Source organism: Bacteroides parvus (assembly GCF_017309675.2).
In the GTDB taxonomy this organism is placed as follows: Bacteria; Bacteroidota; Bacteroidia; order Bacteroidales; family Bacteroidaceae; genus Bacteroides; species Bacteroides uniformis.
The window spans coordinates 334,716-356,922 of the sequence record NZ_CP084680.1; the positions used below are offsets into that span (position 1 = coordinate 334,716).

The following is a 22,207-nucleotide window of genomic DNA, read 5'->3' on the forward strand; positions in this document are numbered from 1 at the left end:
AAGGAGTATTTTTACAACCTAAAAAAGAGCGTTATGAAAGTGGAAAAATTCAAGGTGCTGCTCTACCTGAAAAAGAGCGAGCCGGACAAGACCGGCAAGGCCCCGATCATGGGACGGATCACCCTCAACCGCACGATGGTGCAGTTCAGCTGCAAGCTCTCCTGTACCCCCGGGCTATGGAACGCGCGTGAGAGCCGATTGAATGGCAAGAGCCGGGAAGCGGTGGAGACCAATGAAAAGATAGAGAGGCTGCTGCTTGCCGTACACTCGGCCTTCAATTCCCTCATGGAAAGGAAAAAGGATTTCGATGCCGCCGCGGTCAGGGACATGTTCCAGGGTAACGCGGGCATGCAGATGACCCTGCTCAAACTTCTCGACCGGCACAACGAGGAGATGAAGACCCGTGTCGGCGTGGACCGTGCGCCGACGACAATGTCGACCTACGTGTACACCCGGCGCACTCTTGCCGAATTCATCAAAACGGAATTCAAGGTCTCGGACCTCGCCTTCGGACAGCTCAACGAGCAGTTCATCCGTGACTATCAGGATTTCTGCCTGGAAAAGAAGAGACTGGCGATGGAGACGGTGCGCCATTACCTGTCCATCCTGAAAAAGATCTGCCGCATCGCCTACAAGGAGGGGCACTCGGAGAAATACCATTTCTGCCACTTCAAGCTGCCCAAGCAGAAGGAGACAACACCGAAAGCACTCAGCCGTGAGAATTTCGAGAAGCTGCGTGATCTGGAGATACCGGAAAAACGCAGGTCACATGTCATCACCCGGGACCTCTTCCTTTTCGCCTGTTACACCGGCACCGCCTATGCTGATGCGGTAAGCATCACCCGGGAGAACCTCTTCCGGGATGACGAGGGCAGCCTCTGGCTGAAATACCGGCGAAAGAAGACTGACTACCTCGGACGCGTCAAGCTGCTGCCGGAAGCACTCGCGTTGATCGAGAAGTACCGTGACGATACCCGCACTACCCTCTTCCCGCCGCAGGACTACCACACGCTCAGGGCAAACATGAAATCCCTGCGCCTGATGGCGGGGCTGAGCCAGGACCTTGTCTACCACATGGGAAGGCATTCTTTCGCCTCATTGGTCACGCTCGAGGAAGGGGTGCCGATCGAGACCATCAGCAAGATGCTGGGACACTCCAACATAAAGACCACCCAGATATACGCGCGTGTAACCCCGAAGCGACTGTTCGAGGACATGGACAGGTTCGTCGAGGCAACCCGCGATTTGAAACTTATTCTTTAATCCTTAAACAATTATTATCATGCGCAGTACATTCAAGCTTTTATTCTACATCAACCGTAACAAGGTAAAATCGGACGGCACGACCGCCGTCCTCTGCCGGATCAGCATCGACGGAAAGAAATCGGCTGTCACGACAGGCATCTATTGCAAACCCGGAGACTGGGACAGCAAGAAGTGTGAAATCAAAACAGCCAGGGAGAACAACCGCCTTGCCGCCTTCCGAAGCCGGCTGGAAGAGGCGTACGGGAACCTGCTGAGGAACCAGGGAGTGGTCACGGCCGAGCTGCTCAAGACCACCGTATCCGGTGCCAATTCCGTGCCGGAATACCTCCTGCAGGCCGGAGAGGTGGAACGCGAACGGCTTAGGGTCCGCTCCAAGGAGATCAATTCCACCTCCACCTACCGCCAGTCGAAGACCACGCAGCTTAACCTCAGGCAGTTCATCGAATCCCGTGGGATGAAGGACATCGCCTTTTCGGACATCACCGAAGAATTCGCCGAATCGTTCAAGGTCTTTCTCAAGAAGGAGCTGGGACACAGGAACGGACACGTGAACCACTGCCTGTGCTGGCTCAACCGGCTCATCTACATCGCCGTGGACCGGGAAGTATTGCGTGCCAACCCGATAGAGGACGTGGCATACGAGAGGAAAGAAGCACCTAAACTAAGGCATATCAGCCGCAGTGAACTGAAGCGGATGATGGAAACCCCGCTGCCCGACCCGATGATGGAGCTGGCGCGCAGGACGTTCATCTTCTCCTCGCTGACCGGTCTGGCTTACGCGGATACGAGGGCTCTCCATCCCCGTCACATCGGAACGACCTCGGAAGGAAGAAGGTATATCCGCATCCGCCGCGCCAAAACGGACGTGGAGGCGTTCATCCCGCTGCATCCCATAGCCGGACAGATACTGGATCTTTACAACACCACGGATGACGACAGGCCGGTATTCCCGCTGCCGGTCCGCGATGTCCTCTGGTACGAGGTACATGGAATGGGCGTGGCATTAGGCATGAAAGAGAACCTGTCCTACCACATGGCCCGGCATTCGTTCGGGACCCTGACACTGACCGCGGGCATTCCGATAGAGAGCATCGCCAGGATAATGGGCCATACGAATATCGACAGCACGCAGGTCTACGCCCAGGTCACCGACCGGAAGATATCCTCGGACATGGACCGGCTGATGGAAAGAAGAAAGCCTGCGGCCGGCAAGGAAGCCGCAGGCTAAATAAAAAAATGCCGCCGGAATTGTATTTACGATTCCGGCGGCAATCCTTAAACTTGAATACGATATTATACCAATGCTGCGTGATAGTTCTCCTCCAACAGCTTCTCGATGTCCGACTGCCTGTACAGGATCTTCCCGCCAAGCTGGATATAGGGAATCCGCCCTTGGTCCCTGTAATCCTGCAGGCACCTGCGGCTGATCCTCAACGTTCCGGAAAGCTCTCTGTCAGTCAGGAACCGTTCCCCGTTGAAGGGAGGACGGTTGTCACGGGCAAGATGCTCCACTTTTTTCTCCATGTTGTCCAGCAGGGCAAAGAACCTGCGGACACGTTCGTTCTCCTTGTCGATAATGCCTTCCATCTCTTCCGCTCTTTAAAGGTTTCCGTTCTTCCTTCCTTCTCTCATTGCCTTCTCCTTGCGTCTGATGCCGACGTAGGCCATCAGCTTCTCCACATCCTCTGGCTTGTAATAGAACTTGCGCTGGAGGCGGGTGAACGCCAGCCGTCCGGTATCGCGGAGTGTCTGCAGGGTACGTGGCGAGATGTCAAGGCGCAGGCAGACATCCTGGCCGTCCAGTCACTCTCCGGGTTCCTTACAGCGGTTTCTCTCATACAGTCTGTCCACATGTGCGGACAGGTTCTCGGCGCGTGCCAGCATCCTCTCAAGGACACCGGCCTCGATGTAGCATATTTCCATATTTTTCAACTTGTTTAAATGTCAGTGCGAATATAAGGGAAGAAACCATGAGAGGCAAGCGCGACCGGTACACTGGCAGGAATAGTCATGGATAGTCGGTTTTTGTCATATGGCGCGGGAAAAATACTCCGTAGCCGGTCGGTTTTCACGACCCCCTTTGGAAAACCTGAAGGACGGGTGCGTCACGGCGATGAAAAAAGAAAAATCCCCACCGGAAGTGAAGCGACCCCAAACCGGCAGGGAGTGTAATAATAAAGGAACGGACTGTTCAGCCCTTGATGTAACCGTACTTTTTCAGGTCGTCCATGAAATGCTCCGGCGTGTCGGTCCTCACCGTCACCCCGTGCAGTTCCCTGTACCGCCCGGAGAAATTCACCATGTACTCCCCGTCGGTGCACCCGCTGTCAAACCAGCTGCCCTCACGCAGGACGCGTACAAACTCGGAAGGGCCGGAGGCGGCAATCCTGCCGCCATCCGCCAAAATACCTGATCTCGTTTTTTTTATTATCGGTATTTCAAATGTCTCAAAAGCCTCTTTGACAGGTTACCATCCAGGATGATCGCCTGAATTCGCATGTACCGGATTTTCTATTTACCAGATTTCATAATGGTTCCTGCCATCCGTTTTTTCTCTGCGGCTGTCGCTTTTTTCCTCGTGGCATCATGGTCTGTTACCGGATAGGAAAAGCCATCTCCATCACAACCATGAATTATAGTGTAGCCATATTTGTATATAGCCGTATGATACGCTATCCGGATAATGCTATCACAGAATTGCGATATAGCCGGATATCAAAATAGGGATAGCCGGGAGCGAAGGGAGCACGCATCCTTCCGGATATAGATATCTCAAAATCTCCATTTGCAGAAGTGTATAAATATCAATCCATTAATGGAGACGATGAAGAAAAACAATAAGGCGTATACGGCTACCTGTTATTCTCCATTTACAGATGTGTAGAAGTTTCAATCCATTAATGGAGACGATGAAAAAACAATAAGGCGTATACGGCTACCTGTTATTCTCCATTTGCAGAAGTGTAGAAGTAGCAATCCGTTAATGGAGACGATGAAGAAAAACAATAAGGCGTATACGGCTACCTGTTATTCTCCATTTGCAGAAGTGTAGAAGTAGCAATCCATTAATGGACAATAGGGCATGTAAAGGGCAGATTTTCCGTATATTCGCCTCCTTATCCCCGAATTATGGGCGTAAGTCACATGGTCATGGAGATATATCTATCCTTTAATGGGGAGAACAGCCGGCAAATATCTGATGGAAAAGCCCCACAAACCACAGGAAAATAGCCACACAATGGTCTGATACACAATAATTATTGGAGAAACATGGTCCGCTCCTGCGGACAGCAAGTTGTGTTTTCGTTAAACGAAAATCGTACGGTTTAACGGCAACCTGCCGCCAAACCGTCCCTACCCCCTGATGCTCCGGAGTCGTGGGGGATAAGCTACCGGCATGTTCCATGTCCCTTTGGCATGGGATCCTGCGGATGAATCCGGGCACAGAAAGGCGATTTTCGCATAATTTTTCACAAGGTAGTTCCAGAAAAAACTGGTAGCAAGACTTTGCTGGAAGGACTAAACAAGAAGGTGAAAGGAGTGATGTACACCCGCAATGCCCTTGTCCTTTTTCGACTGGGATGCATAAAGGAAGCGAAATATTTTATAAGTGGTTTCTTTCCACCAACCCTTCTGGTTGGTGGAAGCAGATTACCATTCAGTAGATACCAGTTCTGAAAGATGTAAACAACTTGTTTCTTAGATAGCCTTATAAATATGCTACTACTTATTACAGTTCATTTGGAAATGTTATTCTCACTTTTATTCCTCCGCTTTTTCACTTGCTCCACTGCTTCAGATATGATTCCCTTGTTTTCAAAACGCTGCGTGTAATTGGTATAATCCGGATGAATACGTTCGTAAGTTGGGTCAGTGAATAAAGGACTCGTAATAATGTGGTCCGCAGTCGAACGGTTACAGCAGAAAACAATATTTTCAACTCCAGCCAGTCTGGTCAATGCTTTCACATCCGTATCGTGCGGCTGTAGTGTCATCGGATCTGTAAAAAAGAACAGATAGTCTATTTCTCCTTCTACGATCCGCGAACCAATTTGCTGGTCACCTCCTAAAGGACCAGATTTCAGGATTGTGATATCCCATTTGATTTCAGGATGTTTTTCTTCAAGGGCTTTTTTAATTAGTGTACCGGTTGTACCCGTACAATAGAATTTATGTCCTATCAGACGTTCCGAGTTCCAGAGAACCCACTCTATCATGTCTTTTTTCATTGCATCGTGTGCAACAAGCCCAATTCTTCGAACAATTGTTTTCATAAAGCTAAATTATTTTTATATGATAAATTATAATAACAAGAAAAAACTAATTCTATTGAAGGCCGGAGGATGACCGGATAAGTCTGAGCAATTCTTTGTTTGCCCGGCTATCCATGATGGTTTCCCGTTTTTCTTCAAAAAGATTGAGTGTTGTGGAGCATTCCCCACAGATGTCAATGCCCACTACCTGTTCTTTCTGAAGAATAACAGCCAGCAGTTTCTCCAATTCCCATAAGCTGAGAGAACCTTGATCCCAGTTTGTTGCTGCCGAAGCCGGATTCAAGACATCCTTGTCTATGGAAATGTAAACCGGCCCGTTGATATGTCCGGAAGAAAAGTCCTGCCAACCCTCTTCGTGCATGAGCGTAGTTTCACTGTAAAACCGGACTTGTCTTTCATATCCTTTCGGCACAGCCTGTATCAGTTTGTCTGAAGCACCTACGATAATTACTTTCTTGCAGTTGTTGTTATGGTCCAATATATCCTTTACCCAACTTCCGCAAGAAAGTATGTTGTCAAACAACGGTGGCTGCATATCGGGATGGTGGTCGAACACAATCAGCGAAAACGGAGTTTCGAGTTTGTCTGTCCAGAATTTAGTCAAATAATGATAATTGCCTGAATCGATGAAATGGACTCCCTCCGCCGGATAATCAGCAATCATCCGCTTCAAAGCCAAAGTACCATCCCTGTCACAGTAGCCCTCTGTACCATAAAGATGACGACAGTCCAGCCATATAAACTTATTGTTCCGGGCAAACGCCTCGTAGTCATACACTCCCGTGAAGTTCATGATGATGATCGGCCATGCTATCCGTTTATCTGTTTTTTGATTTTGCCCGCTCATACGTTGTTTTTGCATATCCTTTTACTGTTCATTAAAACCATCGTACATAACAGAAATCTTGCCGGTGAGGTAACAAAGCATTCTTGGGATACATACGGAAGGCCTGCTTGAAGCTTCCGGCGTTGAAAATGCCGGATGTCGCCTTAAAGGTATATAAATTCCCATTCTTGGAAACTGACGAAAGGGGAATTACCTCATATATGTGATCCTGACCGCCTTCATGCCTGATAATGACCGATTCTATTCCGATTGCGTCATCCAGGCCTTTCTCATCAACGACAACCGTCACCTCATATTCCTTTCCGGCTTCAACCGTGGCATTCAGCCCATTCCCAGCCTCTATGGATTTGATTTCTATGGCATCCCATCTGCTCCGGACGTTTGCTTTCCAGTCAGCCATCATTTTCGCCTTCGCAAAGTTGTCGGCTGCCAGAATATGGAAATGCTCTGACAGCTTGTTATAGAACCTGTCATAGTAGTCGTCCAACTGTCTTTTCATGGTAAAATGGGGAGCGATTTGTGCGATTGAGTTCTTGATATACTTGACCCAGTTTTCCGAATAGTTCTTCCCCCCATGCTCGTAATATAGTGGCAGGATGTCATGCTCCAACAAATAATAGATGGCTTCGGCATCCAGCTGGTTTTGGTACTGTTCATTCTGATAAGTACTTTTATCGGTCAGTGCCCATCCGGCATCCTTGCGGTATCCTTCATACCACCAACCGTCCAGCACGGAGAAATTAAGCACACCGTTCATCAATGCCTTCTCGCCCGACGTACCCGAAGCTTCTGCCAACCGCGTAGGGGTATTCATCCAGATATCCACACCCGAGATAAGATGGCGCGCCAGGTCCATGTCGTAATTCTCCAAGAATATGATTTTACCTAAAAATTCCGGGCGCCGGGATATTTCCACGATTTGCTTGATCAGTCCCTGCCCGGCACCGTCATTGGGATGGGCTTTGCCTGCAAAGATGAACTGTACCGGATATTTCGGATTATTCACGATCCTAGCAAGTCGGTCTATATCCGTGAACAGAAGATGAGCCCTCTTATATGTAGCAAAACGGCGTCCGAAACCTATTAGAAGGGCATCGGGATTGAATCTCTCAAAAATGGAAACGCTCAATGCCGGATCAACCTGACTCCTGAGCCAGTCCTTGCTGCATTTGCTTTTGATATAGTCCAGCAATTTTGCTTTCTGTTTTAACCGGGTATTCCATATCTCTTCATCTGGGATGCCATAGACAGCCTCCCAGATTTTCTGATTGGACTGGTCACAGAAAAAGTTCTCATCAAAATTGTCCTTGAAAAGCTTTTTCCATTCTGCCGCACACCAGGTAGGCAGATGTACCCCGTTGGTTACATAACCCACATGGTTCTCTTCCGGGAAGTATCCCTTCCAGATCGGCGCAAACATTTGCTGGGATACCGATTTATGTAACTTGCTGACGCCGTTTACCTCCTGGCAGGTCTTGCAGGCGAAGACAGACATGCAGAAACGTTCCTCCTTGTCTCCCGGATTGTGACGCCCGAGATCCATCAGGTTATCCCAGGTTATACCCAACTTGCCAGGATATCCCTTCATATATTTATTGAAAAGCCCTTCGTCAAAATAATCATGACCAGCGGGTACGGGAGTATGTACGGTATAAAGTGAGGAAGCACGTACCAGCTCCATGGCCTGCCCAAAATTCAAGCCGCCATTTATGTAATCACAAAGCCGCTGGATATTGATCAATGCGGCATGCCCCTCATTACAGTGATATACATCCTTCGTTATACCCAAAGCTTTCAGCGTCATCATCCCGCCTATGCCAAGCAGAATTTCCTGTTTTAGCCGATTCTCCCAGTCACCTCCATACAGATGGTGAGTGATAGGGCGGTCAAACTCGCTGTTGAGTTCATTGTCCGTATCCAGCAGATAAAGGGGGATACGCCCCACACTGGCTTTCCAAACATTGGCATGTACCACAAAACTGTCGGCATAGGGGACGTGGATTACCAGTTGTTTCCCATCCGGTTGCATTACCTTTTCAATCGGGAGCTGCCCGAAATTCTGCGCTTTATAATTGACTGTCTGCTGGCCGTCCATGGAAAGCGACTGGTCAAAATAACCGTAACGGTACAAAAGTCCTATGGCACAAAGGTCCACATTGCTGTCCGACGCCTCTTTCAGGTAATCCCCCGCCAACATTCCCAAACCACCGGAATATATCTTAAGAACTTCATCCAAGCCGTATTCCATGCTGAAATAAGCTATTGACGGGCGCTGGTGGTCCGGTTCCACATCGATGTATTTTTTGAAGGCGGAATAGACGGCATCCATTTTATAGACAAAGTTCTCATCATGTGCCAGCGCTACCAGCTTTTCATAATTTATCCGCTCCAGAAACAATACCGGATTCTGTTCCACCTCTTTCCAAAGTCCCGGGTCCAAATCACAATACAGTTTCTTTACGTCATCATTCCATGTCCACCAGAGATTATGTGCGATTTCTGCAAGCTTCCGCAGTTCTGCAGGAAGATGTGAACCTACTGTAATCTCCCTCCATTGAGGGGTATTTACATTATAACTTGAATATTCCATGACATTTTATATTAAATTAAATAAGTTCTAATCTTTATTCAATCCTTTTATTATTTTTCGTTTACCGACAATCCATACCGTATCATTCTCCTTGAAAATTGTATCAGGGTCTGGATTCATAATATTCACGGTACTTCTCTCTATTCCGATAATGATGCTATCCGATATGTCTGCCTCCCGGATCGTCTTTCCGATCAATGGTGAACCTCCTTCGACAGGAAATTGCCCTATTTCCATCTCATCCTGCGAGGATGTTCCGTTCCCGTTCCTTTCTACCTTCTTTTGCTCCATGGATGTCCGGAAGCTTTCCAACTGCCGGTCCGTACCTACGACCGTAACCTTGTCATATGGATAGAGATGCTCTTCCCCTTGTGGTATATCCAGGCGTTTTTCTCCACGGGTGATTGAAATCACATTTATCTGAAACAAGGTGCGCAGGCTGCTTTCTTTTAATGTTCTGCCCACATATATGGAATCAGGGGATACTGTGAAATCCGCCAAATGTAATTCCTTGAACGGGATATTGCTGCCAAGGGTGGAGCCTGTATCACTTTCTGTAGAAAGTCCATTCCCATCCGTCCCTTGAAAGTTTGCCATAAATTGTCTCTCTATAGTCAGCGACCGTTTCTTGATCCGCTTGGAGAAATAAATGACGGCAATGATAAGGGAAGAAACTACCAGCCCGGCTCCCAAGGCAACATTGAAAAGATGGGTAATGATACTCATCATGATAATCGTGCAAATCAGTATTTTGACAAGTACGATTGATACCAAAGGCCCTCTGTTGAACTTGTTGTCCGTCCAGAGTTTACGGAACTCGGCTGAATTGTTCTTTTTCATGATGATGGCCCATAGAAACGGGGATATGACAAGAAAGATGATGATGAAGCCCAACAAGTTCCCTTCCATTCCCGGCAGACTTTTCCTAATCAAAGGATGCACATAGGAAAAATATAAAGTGATGAAAAAAACGCATACGACCAGATAGAGTGTGACAGACACCAGCATAGACCGGATCAGTTTATGCCAAGTGCCCTGGTGTTTTACAGTCATTGCCCCGGACGTATAGTGTACGAGATAATCTTTCAGGAATCCAGGCATGTGGATGTCTATAAACCGGTATGCCGGTTCCGAAAGCCGTATCATATAGGGGGTAAGAAAAGTCGTTATGACAGATACGGCCACTATGACCGGATAGAGATACTTGTCCGTGACATTCAGACTGACGCCTAAAGATGCGATGATGAATGCGAACTCACCGACCTGTGTCAGTGAAAAGCCGGACTGTATGGCAATTTTCAACGGCTGGCCGGAAAGCAGGACACCAAAGCTCCCGAACAGGACCTGACCGGACAGTACCAGCAATGTCAGGATAAGAATAGGGACGGCATATTCCCACATCATGGCAGGATCGATCATCATTCCCACCGACACGAAAAATATGGAAGCGAACAGGTCTTTTACCGGCTGTACGATATGTGCGATTTTTTCCGCTTCAACGGTCTCTGCCAGCAGGGACCCCATGACAAAGGCTCCCAATGCGGCAGAAAATCCCGCTTTTGTCGCAATCATCACCATTCCCAGGCAAAGTCCCAGAGAGGTTATCAATAAAATCTCGTTGCTGGTGAAACGGCGTATCTTCTTCAGCAGGGTAGGTATCAGATAGATACCCAATGCCGACCAGAAAATCAGGAAAGCGGCCAGCTTCAATATACTTTCCAGCATCTCCTTCCCTTCAAAATGTTTGCCTACCGCCAACGTGGAAAGAATAACCATCATCACTACCGCCACCAGATCTTCGATGACAAGAATCCCCAAGACAATGCCGGTGAATTTCTGTTGGAGAAGTCCCATGTCATTGAAGGCCTTGAATACGATGGCCGTGGACGACATGGACAACATTCCACCCAGAAAAATACTGCTCATGTGGGAGAACCCCATTGCATTCCCCGCTGTATAGCCTATGAACATCATGCCACATACAATAGTGACAGTGGCAACGATAGCCGTAATGCCCACATTTATCAATTTCTTGAACGAAAAGTCCAGTCCCATCGCGAACAGCAGAAAAATGACACCGATGTCCGCCCATATTTTGATATTGGCAGGATCGGAAACAGTCGGGACCAGGGAAACGGAAGGACCCGCCATAATACCGGCTACAATGTAGCCCAATATGACCGGTTGCTTCAGCCACTTGAAAATGACGGTTACAATACCGGCAATAATCAGAATTATGGCAAGATCCGATATTAAAGGAGCAACTTCTGACATATTAACGGTTATTTTAGATCGATAATTCGTTAAGGACCCGGATCAGGCTTTTGTCAATAGGCTTGTCCTTTTTGATTGCCTGGACAAAAGGAACATAAACAATCTCGTTGTTCCGTATGCCTATCATAACATTTCGCTGGCCTTCCATTAAGGCCTGGATTGCGGCTTCACCCAGCCGGCTTGCCAGTATGCGGTCATTGGCACTCGGAGCGCCACCCCGTTGCAGATGGCCCAGGATAGAAACCCTGACATCATATCCGGGATATTCCTTCTTTACCCGGTCGGCGTAATACATGGCACCTCCATTCTTGTTTTCAGGACTTTCGGTCACAATTACGATGCTGCTGTTTTTCGTCTTTCTGAATCCACGTCCGATGAATGTTTCCAACTGGTCCACGTCCGTCCGGTCTTCCGGAATGATGGCCGCTTCAGCACCGGAAGCTATTGCGCTGTTTTGTGCCAGGAAGCCCGCATCACGCCCCATCACCTCGACAAAGAAAATGCGGTCGTGCGAGGTGGCCGTATCCCGGATTTTGTCCACACACTCCACGATGGTGTTCAGGGCCGTATCATATCCTATGGTAAAATCGGTGCCGTACAGATCATTGTCAATGGTGCCGGGCAATCCTATGCACGTCACATCATACTCCTCCGCAAAGATCCGGGCTCCCGTCAGGGAACCGTCTCCACCGATAATTATCAATGCATTGATGTTCTCTTTCTGTATGATCTCATAAGCTTTCTTGCGTCCTTCGGGAGTGATGAAAGTCTCGGAGCGAGCTGTTTTCAGTATGGTACCTCCCCTCTGGATAATGCTGCTTACGTCTTCCGTAGTGAGTTCTTTCACTTCACCGGCAATCAGCCCCTCGTAACCTCTATAAATTCCTTTCACTTTAAATCCGTTAAAAATAGCGGCGCGGGTCACGGCACGGATAGCCGCGTTCATTCCGGAAGCGTCCCCTCCGGAAGTCAGAATTCCTATATATTCATCTTTTTTCATCTATCTCAGTTCTTGTTTTGTTTCATTCTGCCAATATAGCTTTCAGTTTTTTCCGGCAGTGAAAAATACGGCTCTTTATAGTTCCCAAACTCACGCCGGTTCTTTCCGCTATCTCACGGTATTTGAATCCTGACAGGTACATCTCAAAAGGTATGAAATGTGACTCCGGTACACTTTTGATGGCATTACGTATCTTTTCCAGGTCATAGTTCTTGTCCACCTCCTCTGTACGGGACTCGTCCATGATCCGCGAATAATATGCAGGATCGGAGGATATGTACAGGCGGGTATGACCGACCTCCGCCCGGTAACCGTTGATAAACGTGTTGCGCATGATGATAAACAGCCACCCTTTGAAATTCGTGTTCTTGTTGTAACTTTCTTTGTGAAGCATTGCCTTGAGCAGGGTATCCTGCAACAGGTCTTCCGCCTTCTCCCTGTTAGCTGTCAGTTTGTACGCAAAACGGAACAGTTCGTCCTGTACGCCAAGTAGTTCTTTTTCAAAATTGAATTCCTTCATCGGTTGTGCCGGTTCCCTGTTCCGGAAGTGTCTGTTAAAGGTCGGACGGCTTTTCCGAACAAGAAAAGCCTGTCCGACCTTACGACATTCCAGATCTGGAATTATTTAACCTCGATAGCCTTGAAAGTTTTTTGTTTTTCTTCCTCCTTCATTTTCGGGATTTCAATGGACAGAATCCCGTGTTCGACTTTTGCGGAGATCTTATCCTTCTCCACATTTTCAGGCAGCAGGATGGTCTGCTGGAACTTGGAATATGAGAATTCGCGGCGGAGATACTTCTTGTCTTTCTTCTCCTCCTTCTTCTCTTCTTTCTTTTCCATGCAGATTGTCAGGTTGTTGTTCTCGTCAACATTCACCTTGAAATCATCCTTTGTCATTCCGGGAGCCGCCATTTCAACCTTGTAGTCCTTGTCATTCTCAATGACATTGATGGCAGGAGCCGTAACTCCCGTTTTTGCCAGCCACTCATTCTCGAAGAAATCGTTAAAAATACTCGGCAACCAGTTTGAGTTTGTTTTTACAGGTACCATTTTTACCTCCTTTTTTAATTGTTAATAAATAAAATATTCAAAAAGACAATACAATCCAGTCTGATTGACTGACTTTTATCGTCTGATCATACCTTGTTCGGCTACAGCCTTTGTCCGTTTCCGTATCTCTTCCGGGTTTCCAAGGTAGTAGTCCTTGACAAGAACCAGTCTGTCGTCAAATTCAAAGACATAAGGAACCGCCGTAGGCAGGTTCAGGTTGGAAATATCCGTATCGGAAATCCCTTTGAGATGCTTGATGATTCCGCGCAGGCTGTTGCCATGGGCGACTACCAGCAGGCTGTCCTTATACATCAATGCGGGAAAGATGATGCATTCCCAGTAAGGCATGACACGCCCAATAGCATCTTTCAGGGATTCCGTACGGGGAAGTTCCCTATCTGGCACACCGGCATAGCGGATATCCATGCCCGGATTACGGGGATCATCTTTGCCTACCGGAGCGGGAGCCACGTCATAGCTTCTTCGCCAGATGTGTACTTGTTCTTCACCATATTGGACCGTCGTCTCACTCTTATTCAGTCCTTGAAGCATGCCGTAATGCTTCTCGTTCAGCCGCCAGGTCTTTTCAACCGGAATCCAGTCTTCATCCAGCCGGTCCAGGACACAGTTCAACGTTTTTACGGCACGTTTCAAGTAAGAAGTGTAAGCTGCCTCAAAAGAAAATCCGGCCTCCCGTAATGCATCGCCTGCCTTGCAGGCTTCTTCGACTCCTTTCTCGCTTAAATCCACGTCCGTCCATCCGGTAAAACGGTTTTCTTTGTTCCATAGGCTTTCGCCATGACGTAATAACACTATTCTTTTCATGGATACTTCTCCTTTATGCAATGGTTATTGAAGAATCCAGATATACGTCCTGAATGGTGTTCAGAAGTTGAACTCCGTCTTTCATCGGTTTCTGGAAAGCCTTACGACCGCTGATCAGCCCCATACCACCTGCACGCTTGTTTACTACTGCCGTTACGACGGCATCATGCAGGTCGGATTCCCCATGGGATTCCCCGCCCGAGTTGATCAATCCGACACGTCCCATATAGCCATTCGCCACCTGATAACGACAAAGGTCTATCGGATGGTCAGTGGTCAGTTCCGAATACATACGCTCGTTTGTCTTTCCGAATCCGATAGCCTTGAAACCGCCGTTATTGGATGGGAGCTTCTGCTTCACGATATCGGCTTTGATGGTAACCCCGATATGGTTGGCTTGTCCTGTTAAATCGGCAGCGGCATGATAGTCGGTTTCATCCTTTTTGAAGCTGCTGTTTCTCAAATAGCACCATAAAATAGTAGCCATTCCCAGTTCGTGGGCATATTCAAAAGCCTGTGACACTTCTACTATCTGGCGGCGGCTTTGTTCCGAACCGAAATAAATGGTAGCGCCGACAGCTACAGCACCCATGTTCCATGCCTCTTTTACCGTACCGAACATTACCTGGTCGTAGCTGTTCGGATAAGTCAACAGCTCGTTATGGTTCAACTTCACGATGAAAGGAATCTTATGGGCGTACTTACGTGCCACAGCTCCCAGAACTCCGAATGTGGATGCCACGGCGTTGCATCCTCCTTCAATGGCCAGCTTTATGATGTTTTCGGGATCGAAATAAAGCGGATTGGGGGCGAAAGACGCTCCTGCAGAATGTTCTATCCCCTGATCCACCGGCAGGATGGAGACATACCCGGTATTGGCCAAACGCCCGTGCCCGTACAGGGCTTGTAGGCTCTCCAAGGTGCGTATATTCCTGTCGGAATTCATCCATACCTTATCTATCATATCCGGTCCCGGAATATGGATAAGTTGTTTGTCTATCGTCTTACATGTATGGTTCAGGTAGTACTCAGCCTGTCCTCCCAATAAATCTACTATTTTCATCTTATTTATTTTTATTGATTATTCTGGTTTATGACTCCCGTTCACCCAGTTTTGCATCCATAAAAAGGATAGCACTGTCTCCGGCTTTCCTTAGCCGACTAACAATATTGAGTACATTCGCTTCTTCTTCTACCTGCTCACGAACAAATTGCCACAAGAAGTTCTGAGTGGCATTGTCTTTCTCTTCGGATGCTACCTGTACCAATTCATCAATCAGTTTGGAAACATGTTTTTCATGCTCCAAAGCATGTTCGAATACTTCAACAAGGTTACCCCAACCTTGTGGAACCACATCGACCTTGTCCACTTTCGGGGTTGCCTCACGCTTAATCATGTACTCAGCAATGGCATATGCATGCCCGATCTCTTCTGCAGATTGTTTCTGCATCCAGCGAGCCATTCCGGAAAAGCCCTCTCTTTCCAGATAAAAAGACATCGATAAATACAGGTTGGCAGACCATAATTCTGCTGTGATTTGCTCATTCAGGGCATTTTGCAATTTTTCAGTCATGACGAATCAAACTTTTAATGTTAATAATAAATCCAAATTATCTCTCTTCTTTAAGAACAAGCATGGGCTTGTTTCAAAATTTCAATTAATACCGGACGTATCCCGCTGATAAAACATTCCACGGCGATCACCATCAGAATAAGTCCCATCAGTCTCATCATTACATTGTTTCCCGTCTCTCCCAAGATTTTTAAAAGCTGGGTGGACGCGCACAGAATAAAGAATGAAAGAATGCAGACCAAAGCGATTACGCCAAGCAATACTATTTTGAAAGTATATTCCGAAGCATCTTCCATCAATGTTATTCCACTGGAAATCGCTCCCGGACCGCATAACATCGGAATGGCAAGAGGTGTGATGGTTATATCTTTGGAATATTCTTTTCGTTCAGTTTCATTCAGTTTCACATGGGTGAAATGTGCCTGCAACATATCATATCCGATTTTAAAGATGATGATACCTCCCACAATCCGGAATCCGTCTGTTGAGATGCCGAAAAAATGAAACAGGAACCTGCCCGATAATGTAAAAAGGACTAATATGATAAATGCAATGGTACATGCTTTCAAGGCGATACATCTGCGTTCTTTCGTATCCATTCCATCAGTCATTTGCAGGAATACCGGCATCACTCCAAGCGGGTCCATCAAGGTGAATAGCGAAGTGAAACACAATGTTATATATACAAATATATCCATGATGACATATATTTTATTGTCGATTATTATATCGCAAAAAACATACCAGATAGCATTCTGCAATATTAAATTTTGCAGAATATCAATCTTAAATCCATACCGTCAAAAATAAGGTAGTCTCCGTTCGTTTTCCTTGGCGAGGATACGTAATAATTCCATAAATACCGTACTTACATATATACGGTCTGCATACAGCCCGCTGATGAAAGAATGGAAGGACATATTCACATTCCGGCATAATATGAGAAATGTGTTTACCTGACATGATATGTACTGCTCGTGTTCAAGCAATTCATTCAGGGCATTCAATGGCGTTGTCCATTCATGTGTATCCCGTTTCATTTCATTGATTGCAACACATCCTCCATCATGGCATATCCGATTCATCATCTGATAAACCTTGTTCATATTGTCCTGTGCTTGGGAGTTTAGCCAGGAGCTAAGTATTGGAAGCCGTTCATCTTCAAAATAGACCTGCAATGACAGGTATAAACCGGTTGACCATATTTCTGTATTGATCAACTCATTCATGGCGTTTTCTATTCGTTTATCCATTATCACTCTGAATATTGAAAATCCATTACTAATATTATGTGTTATTCCCTGTATATAAAAATTCCATTCGATTGTGGGTAACCCATAAAACGGAATTCTTAAACGAGGCTTAAATAATAGGATACTTATCCGCATAGACAAATTGTCACAAAAAATAGTGCTATGGTGTCTTTTTGTCTTGTCTTCCTTGCAGAATATCCAATAAGATATCCAGTTCTCTTTCTATTCCTTCAATCTTATCGGAAATACAGTCCAAAGTATTATGGTGCAGACTAGCTTTACAGTCCTGCAACTCTCTTGATAGAGAAAGTACCTGCAACCAAAGTTCTTCCTCTGTGTGACAGGGGGAGTTACTATTATCTAGTACCATAGAAGGAGAAGGCAGAAAAGTGTCTTGGCATGTAATTTGTATGATTATGATAATGAACGGTATGTCACGAAAGAGACAGGATGGAAATGAAAGGATAGAATATTCCACAAAAGACAGTAACAAACGAAGGGGGGAAGTCGTTGGAGACAGTTGTCTCGCTTTTAAAACAAGTTGCTTTCATAATGTTTATAATAAGCCAACCCTGTTCCGTGGAGTTGTGTTTATATAAAGTCAAGCGTGGGAACTTTGGTATTACCGTTCAGAAGTATCCCCATACTCAACAATATATAATACACAAAGCCCCACGCCTATATATAACAAAAATCTATATAAATAGTACGTGGAGCGTCCAATGTATTATCCAATTGTTGTTTCGAAATTGGGGATTTCCTGAACTTGGATAATGCCTTAACGCTTTACTATAAATCTTCTATTTTTAAAAGACTAATACAAATGTAATAAAAGAAATGAATTCTTTCAAAGGAAATATCTCCTTTTTTAAGGGGTGGCTTAATTTTTCTTCATTAAAAGTCTTAGAATTACTGCCTGCCAAAGCCCGTCACAATTTTTTTGAAATCCTCAAGCTGTACATTAAGCTCTATATAGTACAAGCAGAAAAACAGACCATGATGCCGCAGGCAGTATAGGCCATAACCCACTCTTCCGTGAGTATCTTATCTATTTGACAATAATAAAAATGTAAAGGAGGATAATGGCATGGACAATATTCGTATCCCAATACATATAGGTTAACATATAAGGGAAAATGGTCACGGAGCCCACAAACCGTAGAATGAAAAAATATATTTCCATCGTGCACGGTTTATGCCTCTATCCGGATATTTGGCCGGTGCCGCAAAATGCACAATGCATACTCCATAAAAAACACCAGGGAGGAAAAATAAGTCATACTGAACAACGCCTGTCTGTAATGGGTCATGGATACAAATGGACTACAGATAATGGCTGCAATGGATATAACGATACAATCAAGCACAAAATAATGTACGAACGTGCCTATCAGTTGCATTTGGATGAAGCAGTACCACTTCATGCGATGTTTGGTTAGATTGAGTATGGATATAGGGGCTTAAAAATTAGACAGATACAAATTTACTAAAAAAGGAGAGGCTGTCTCAAAAGAGGTGTTTACAAACTTACTTTTGAAGATTTCATCCTTTCAAACTGCTTTTTCGTTGCCATAAGCCTCCTAAGAGGCTACTTTTGCAAGATTATATGCTATGGCTAGCAGGGCGAACTCAATTTCAACCTTCTTAAATCCACGAAGATGGAACCTCTTGAAGTGCTTGTTGTTCTTGAGGTTTCCAAATACGGCTTCCACATCCTGTGGTCGCTGACTGCGATATTTCAGACCTTCATCAGAGAGTAGCTTTTCACGTTCTCTTTCCTTGATTTTCCTCAGACGGTGATTTACCTGTACAATCCTTTCCGAGCGGCTTCTGTAGCACCGGCATCTTAACGGGCAGTCCTTATAGTTACGTGCCTTGTATCTTGATATGGTCTGCACAAAACCGTTGTTTGTTACCCGCCTTGCATCGGAGAGTCTTTCCATTCTCTGTCCCGTAGGACAATACATGCCGTCGGTTTCTTCGTTATGAAAATAATTGTACTTTATAAAGGTTTCAATGCCATGTCTGAAAGCATACAGATAGTTCTCTTCACTTCCGTATCCGGCATCACAGACAGACACGTCAGGGTATCTGCCGTAGAGGGAATGGAAATCATCCATATGCAGAGGATAGGTGGAGGTATCGCCCAACACTGATGGATGGTATAGTTCAGAATGAACTGTTTATTGGTACTGAACTGGGGATTGTATCCGGGTTTGAGTTGTCTGTTCTTCATATGGTCATCTTTCATGCGCATGAAAGTAGCATCATTGTCTGTCTTTGAGTAGCTGTTACGTCCGTCAAGTATCTTTCCCTGCGATTCATATTTCTTGAGCTGTTCAGGCCATGACTTCCTTACACGTCTTACCTTCGCTTTCATCTTCTTGTCAGCATCCACTCCATTCAGGGCATCATCTATCTGCCCGAGTGCCTTTTCCACTTTCTCCGGGGTGATATCCTGATAGGCAACCGGAGCGGAATCACGCAGTTCCTGCTTGGTGAGGGACTCGGCGTATTGCCATATCTCCTCAAGCTGTTCCGCGATTCTGGATATGCGGGTATGTATAGATTTGCCCCCCAGACGAACGTATAACGGTTGGCGTTCACCTCCATCTTCGTCCCGTCAGTACAGGCCACATCCAGACTTACAAAACCTTCCGCCACGAGAAACTTTACAATGGTTGCAAATATCGTCTTCAGCACATCCTTTAGCCGGCTGCTGCGGAAACGGTTGATGGTATTATGGTCAGGAGTTACATTGCCGGTAAGCCACATGAAGCGTATGTCATTACGACAGAACTCTTCTATGCGACGGCTGGAATAGATATTACGCAAATGCATAGACAAGAATCTGAAGCATCATGCGTGGGTGGTACGCAGAACAGCCTTTAGGGGAATACTTACGGTAAAGTGCTTCAAGGTTTATCTGTTCAATGATGCGGTGAACAACCCGGACCGGATCGTTCCGGGGAATAAAATCGCCTAAACATGGAGGTAAAAGCAGATTATCGTTGGATGTGTAACTTTTAAACATTATCTTTGGGATATCTTACTTGATGCCCTAAGATACAAAAAATTAGGGAGATGGGCAAGTTCTGGCTGAGCGAAGTTAGGGCTTACCCGATTTTTTGCAGACACAAAAAAGGCCATCCCAAAGTTTATTTGAGACAGCCTTGTTTATTTTATGTGCAAATGTAACTGTTATCCTAAATAACCATTCAGAATTATTTCAGCATTTCACCTTTTTCGTTGAAAAACACAACGCTTTCGGTTCCGACGGCATCAACCAAAGTTACTTTATAAGTCTTTACGCCATCTTCTGCCACTTCTACGGCTGCTTCCTTAATGGTGGATTCAGCATAGTCTTTCTTGATGGCGTCCTGAACTGCCTGCGGGAGTTCCTTTATATCAATCGGTTTAAACTCGTTCACCATTGCAACGATTTCAACATCTGATGCCATGTTGTTAGCGAATGCTACTGAACTACCTAATCCCATTACCAGTGCTACTGCAAACAATACCTTTTTCATAATGCTAATTATTAAATTGTTAAACATCTTATCGTCTTACGCTAAAGAATAGACAATCACCGTGCCAAATAAATGGATATTTATCATATTGCTGTAAAACAGACCCTTATGAATTATTCATATTGCATAATGCAAATGTCTGATGGGCATTTTTTCTACAATGATGTGGAATGCGATACACATGGCTACACATGGTCTAACGACTGTGAATAAGAGAGTTGAGACGTTAAAATCATGCAGACGGCATGCGAAAGGAGTCGTAACGAAAGTAATCTCTCCATTACGGCTCCTGGTTATTATCCTTCTACTGTTAAAAAGTAATATCCAATTTCACCATGAATGTTATCGAACGATAGCCGCACTCCTTGCTCAACAGGTTGTTCACCATAAACTGGAAAGCGACTCCCTTTGTCACTTTCACGCCGAAGTAATTGCGTATATGTTCGTAAAGGAGATAGCCCATTCGCTGGGATTTGAAAATACGGCGTTCTTCACCCAATTCTTTAAACGGTTCACCGGCTCTACTCCGCAGGAATATAGAAAACATTAATCTGCCAGATACCTTTTCATTCGCGGCGAGTACTCTGTCCGGTAGTTTCCGCAACTGTCCGTATAGATAATGAAATTGTCAATTTCCGGATGCTCTTTCTACAACTGACGGGCTTTGCGGCTCCCCAACGTCATAAAGGCCGTTGCATAGGCATCAGCAAGCATGCACTGATGGGCAATAATTGTAGCACTCAATATATCCTTTTGAACCGGATATCCTGTTATCGGATTGATGGCATGAGCGTATTTCCTTCCATCTTTCAGATAGAAATTACGGTAGTTGCCGGAAGTTGCGAGTCCCAGCCGTTCCGACAGTTGCACAATTTGTTCAAGCTCGGAGTTTGTTCCGGTACTGTCATCCTTCGGTCTGACAATGCCAATGCACCAATTCCACCCTTGCGGGTTCTTTCCTTTCGCTATCATTTCGCCGCCGATATCTATCATATAGTTCGATATGCCTTTGCGGTCGAACAAACACGCGATTATGTTACAGATAGTACCGCCGCCGAGCACCGAGAAATTGAGCAGGATGCGGGGATCGTCTTTCATCACACGGTTGCCCTGTAAACGCACTTTTCGGAAGCCTACAAAGTGGCGGATACTGTCTACGAGTTGCGGAGTGATGCTGTCAAACTTTGTAAAGCCAAATCCCCACAGGTTGATAAGCGGTGCACAAGTTACGTCAAATATCCCGCCTGTTTGTTCCGACGCTTGCATGGCTGTGCGGAAAGGATTGCATCAAGTTATATATCTTACGATGTTTTTTGTGCCAAGTGTATCTCTATGTAGAATACATTTCTAATTAGCTAAGCGATATATGAAACTAATCTTATCGAAAATTTTGTCCGTATCTTCTCCGACCTTTGGGTTAATCAGTTCAGCATATATCTGCATAGAAAAGATTGATTTTGTGTCCTAATACTTTTGTAAAGTTTCTTATGGCACGCCTTTTAATATACCCGAAACAACAAAGGTATAATGTCCGATATGAAAAAAACTGGATTTTTATTGAAGCGAATCAATTCTTTTATTATTTTTACCTTTCTTTCCATAACCAACGTGGTGCGCCGTTGCGCCCTGCAGCTGCTCATGTCGAAACAGAAAACACTGGACAAGCAGACGCTGAAGGAAGCCTTACAGAAAGAAACACAGAAAATGTGAAATTATTACGTGGA

At 45.7% G+C, this 22,207-nt stretch carries 23 protein-coding genes and 2 pseudogenes; 5 read left to right on the forward strand and 20 right to left on the reverse strand.

Features of this window, described 5'->3' with window-relative positions; translation table 11 throughout:
• Window positions 1-33 precede the first annotated feature (33 nt).
• Complete coding sequence (locus JXR92_RS01370; RefSeq protein ID WP_005825819.1) at window positions 34-1,263, forward strand: site-specific integrase; 1,230 nt, start codon at window positions 34-36, stop codon at window positions 1,261-1,263.
• A 19-nt stretch (window positions 1,264-1,282) separates the two neighbouring features.
• Complete coding sequence (locus tag JXR92_RS01375; protein WP_005825818.1) at window positions 1,283-2,494, forward strand: site-specific integrase; 1,212 nt, start codon at window positions 1,283-1,285, stop codon at window positions 2,492-2,494.
• A gap of 65 nt (window positions 2,495-2,559) precedes the next feature.
• Here JXR92_RS01375 and JXR92_RS01380 read toward each other — a convergent pair whose 3' ends face one another.
• The 16 genes from JXR92_RS01380 to JXR92_RS17480 form a co-directional block, all read right to left on the reverse strand.
• Window positions 2,560-2,853 (reverse strand): helix-turn-helix domain-containing protein, encoded by a 294-nt coding sequence (locus JXR92_RS01380; protein WP_083790987.1) that lies wholly within the window; start codon window positions 2,851-2,853, stop codon window positions 2,560-2,562.
• A 12-nt stretch (window positions 2,854-2,865) separates the two neighbouring features.
• Complete coding sequence (locus JXR92_RS01385) at window positions 2,866-3,069, reverse strand: helix-turn-helix domain-containing protein (RefSeq protein ID WP_074668675.1); 204 nt, start codon at window positions 3,067-3,069, stop codon at window positions 2,866-2,868.
• 388 nt (window positions 3,070-3,457) lie between these two features.
• Window positions 3,458-3,670: a hypothetical protein gene (locus JXR92_RS01390; RefSeq protein ID WP_005825814.1), complete on the reverse strand. Its 213-nt coding sequence runs from the start codon at window positions 3,668-3,670 to the stop codon at window positions 3,458-3,460.
• 1,333 nt (window positions 3,671-5,003) lie between these two features.
• Complete coding sequence (locus JXR92_RS01395) at window positions 5,004-5,540, reverse strand: methylglyoxal synthase (protein WP_005654459.1); 537 nt, start codon at window positions 5,538-5,540, stop codon at window positions 5,004-5,006.
• A gap of 52 nt (window positions 5,541-5,592) precedes the next feature.
• The gene (locus JXR92_RS01400) at window positions 5,593-6,402 is read right to left on the reverse strand and encodes an arginase family protein (RefSeq protein WP_005825802.1); all 810 of its coding nucleotides are present in this window, start codon (window positions 6,400-6,402) and stop codon (window positions 5,593-5,595) included.
• A 16-nt stretch (window positions 6,403-6,418) separates the two neighbouring features.
• Window positions 6,419-8,977, reverse strand: a complete 2,559-nt coding sequence (gene glgP, locus JXR92_RS01405; RefSeq protein ID WP_005654457.1) for an alpha-glucan family phosphorylase — start codon at window positions 8,975-8,977, stop codon at window positions 6,419-6,421.
• A gap of 27 nt (window positions 8,978-9,004) precedes the next feature.
• Window positions 9,005-11,251, reverse strand: a complete 2,247-nt coding sequence (locus JXR92_RS01410) for a cation:proton antiporter domain-containing protein (RefSeq protein WP_005825801.1) — start codon at window positions 11,249-11,251, stop codon at window positions 9,005-9,007.
• A 13-nt stretch (window positions 11,252-11,264) separates the two neighbouring features.
• Window positions 11,265-12,251, reverse strand: coding sequence for a 6-phosphofructokinase (pfkA, locus tag JXR92_RS01415; protein ID WP_005825800.1), 987 nt, complete (start codon window positions 12,249-12,251; stop codon window positions 11,265-11,267).
• Between the two features lie 22 nt (window positions 12,252-12,273).
• On the reverse strand, window positions 12,274-12,771 hold the full coding sequence (locus JXR92_RS01420; RefSeq protein ID WP_005825799.1) for an RNA polymerase sigma factor: 498 nt from the start codon (window positions 12,769-12,771) through the stop codon (window positions 12,274-12,276).
• A 101-nt stretch (window positions 12,772-12,872) separates the two neighbouring features.
• Window positions 12,873-13,301 (reverse strand): Hsp20/alpha crystallin family protein, encoded by a 429-nt coding sequence (locus JXR92_RS01425; protein ID WP_005825798.1) that lies wholly within the window; start codon window positions 13,299-13,301, stop codon window positions 12,873-12,875.
• Window positions 13,302-13,376: 75 nt separating this feature from the next.
• Window positions 13,377-14,126, reverse strand: coding sequence for a 2,3-diphosphoglycerate-dependent phosphoglycerate mutase (gpmA, locus tag JXR92_RS01430; protein ID WP_005825796.1), 750 nt, complete (start codon window positions 14,124-14,126; stop codon window positions 13,377-13,379).
• 13 nt (window positions 14,127-14,139) lie between these two features.
• A complete protein-coding gene (locus tag JXR92_RS01435; protein ID WP_005825795.1) occupies window positions 14,140-15,189 on the reverse strand; it encodes a class I fructose-bisphosphate aldolase in 1,050 nt (349 codons plus the stop codon).
• A 28-nt stretch (window positions 15,190-15,217) separates the two neighbouring features.
• On the reverse strand, window positions 15,218-15,700 hold the full coding sequence (locus JXR92_RS01440) for a ferritin (RefSeq protein WP_005825794.1): 483 nt from the start codon (window positions 15,698-15,700) through the stop codon (window positions 15,218-15,220).
• Window positions 15,701-15,750: 50 nt separating this feature from the next.
• Window positions 15,751-16,398, reverse strand: a complete 648-nt coding sequence (locus tag JXR92_RS01445; RefSeq protein ID WP_005851956.1) for a MarC family protein — start codon at window positions 16,396-16,398, stop codon at window positions 15,751-15,753.
• Between the two features lie 102 nt (window positions 16,399-16,500).
• Window positions 16,501-16,953 (reverse strand): ferritin-like domain-containing protein, encoded by a 453-nt coding sequence (locus JXR92_RS01450; protein WP_008777875.1) that lies wholly within the window; start codon window positions 16,951-16,953, stop codon window positions 16,501-16,503.
• Between the two features lie 160 nt (window positions 16,954-17,113).
• On the reverse strand, window positions 17,114-17,323 hold the full coding sequence (locus JXR92_RS17480; RefSeq protein ID WP_005654431.1) for a hypothetical protein: 210 nt from the start codon (window positions 17,321-17,323) through the stop codon (window positions 17,114-17,116).
• Window positions 17,324-18,116: 793 nt separating this feature from the next.
• Here JXR92_RS17480 and JXR92_RS01455 point away from each other — a divergent pair.
• Entirely contained in the window at window positions 18,117-18,392 is a 276-nt protein-coding gene (locus tag JXR92_RS01455) for a hypothetical protein (protein ID WP_151881457.1), read from the forward strand.
• A 141-nt stretch (window positions 18,393-18,533) separates the two neighbouring features.
• On the opposite strand, the pseudogene JXR92_RS01460 reads toward JXR92_RS01455, so the two are convergent.
• Together JXR92_RS01460 and JXR92_RS01465 are read right to left on the reverse strand one after the other, a co-directional pair.
• Window positions 18,534-19,987 (reverse strand): annotated as a pseudogene (locus JXR92_RS01460) (IS1182 family transposase).
• A 190-nt stretch (window positions 19,988-20,177) separates the two neighbouring features.
• Window positions 20,178-20,483: a hypothetical protein gene (locus JXR92_RS01465; RefSeq protein WP_005859437.1), complete on the reverse strand. Its 306-nt coding sequence runs from the start codon at window positions 20,481-20,483 to the stop codon at window positions 20,178-20,180.
• Between the two features lie 439 nt (window positions 20,484-20,922).
• On the opposite strand from JXR92_RS01465, the gene JXR92_RS17420 reads away from it, so the two are divergent.
• A complete protein-coding gene (locus JXR92_RS17420) occupies window positions 20,923-21,033 on the forward strand; it encodes a helix-turn-helix domain-containing protein (protein WP_229031962.1) in 111 nt (36 codons plus the stop codon).
• 98 nt (window positions 21,034-21,131) lie between these two features.
• Here JXR92_RS17420 and JXR92_RS01475 read toward each other — a convergent pair whose 3' ends face one another.
• Both JXR92_RS01475 and JXR92_RS01480 read right to left on the reverse strand, forming a co-directional pair.
• The gene (locus tag JXR92_RS01475) at window positions 21,132-21,749 is read right to left on the reverse strand and encodes an FAD:protein FMN transferase (protein WP_005825771.1); all 618 of its coding nucleotides are present in this window, start codon (window positions 21,747-21,749) and stop codon (window positions 21,132-21,134) included.
• 81 nt (window positions 21,750-21,830) lie between these two features.
• Window positions 21,831-22,022, reverse strand: a pseudogene (locus tag JXR92_RS01480) (site-specific integrase); the annotation flags it as partial.
• 18 nt (window positions 22,023-22,040) lie between these two features.
• Here JXR92_RS01480 and JXR92_RS01485 point away from each other — a divergent pair.
• Window positions 22,041-22,193 carry a hypothetical protein gene (locus JXR92_RS01485; RefSeq protein WP_226791237.1) on the forward strand — a complete coding sequence of 51 codons (153 nt, stop codon included), beginning with the start codon at window positions 22,041-22,043 and terminating at the stop codon, window positions 22,191-22,193.
• The last annotated feature ends 14 nt before the right edge of the window (window positions 22,194-22,207 follow it).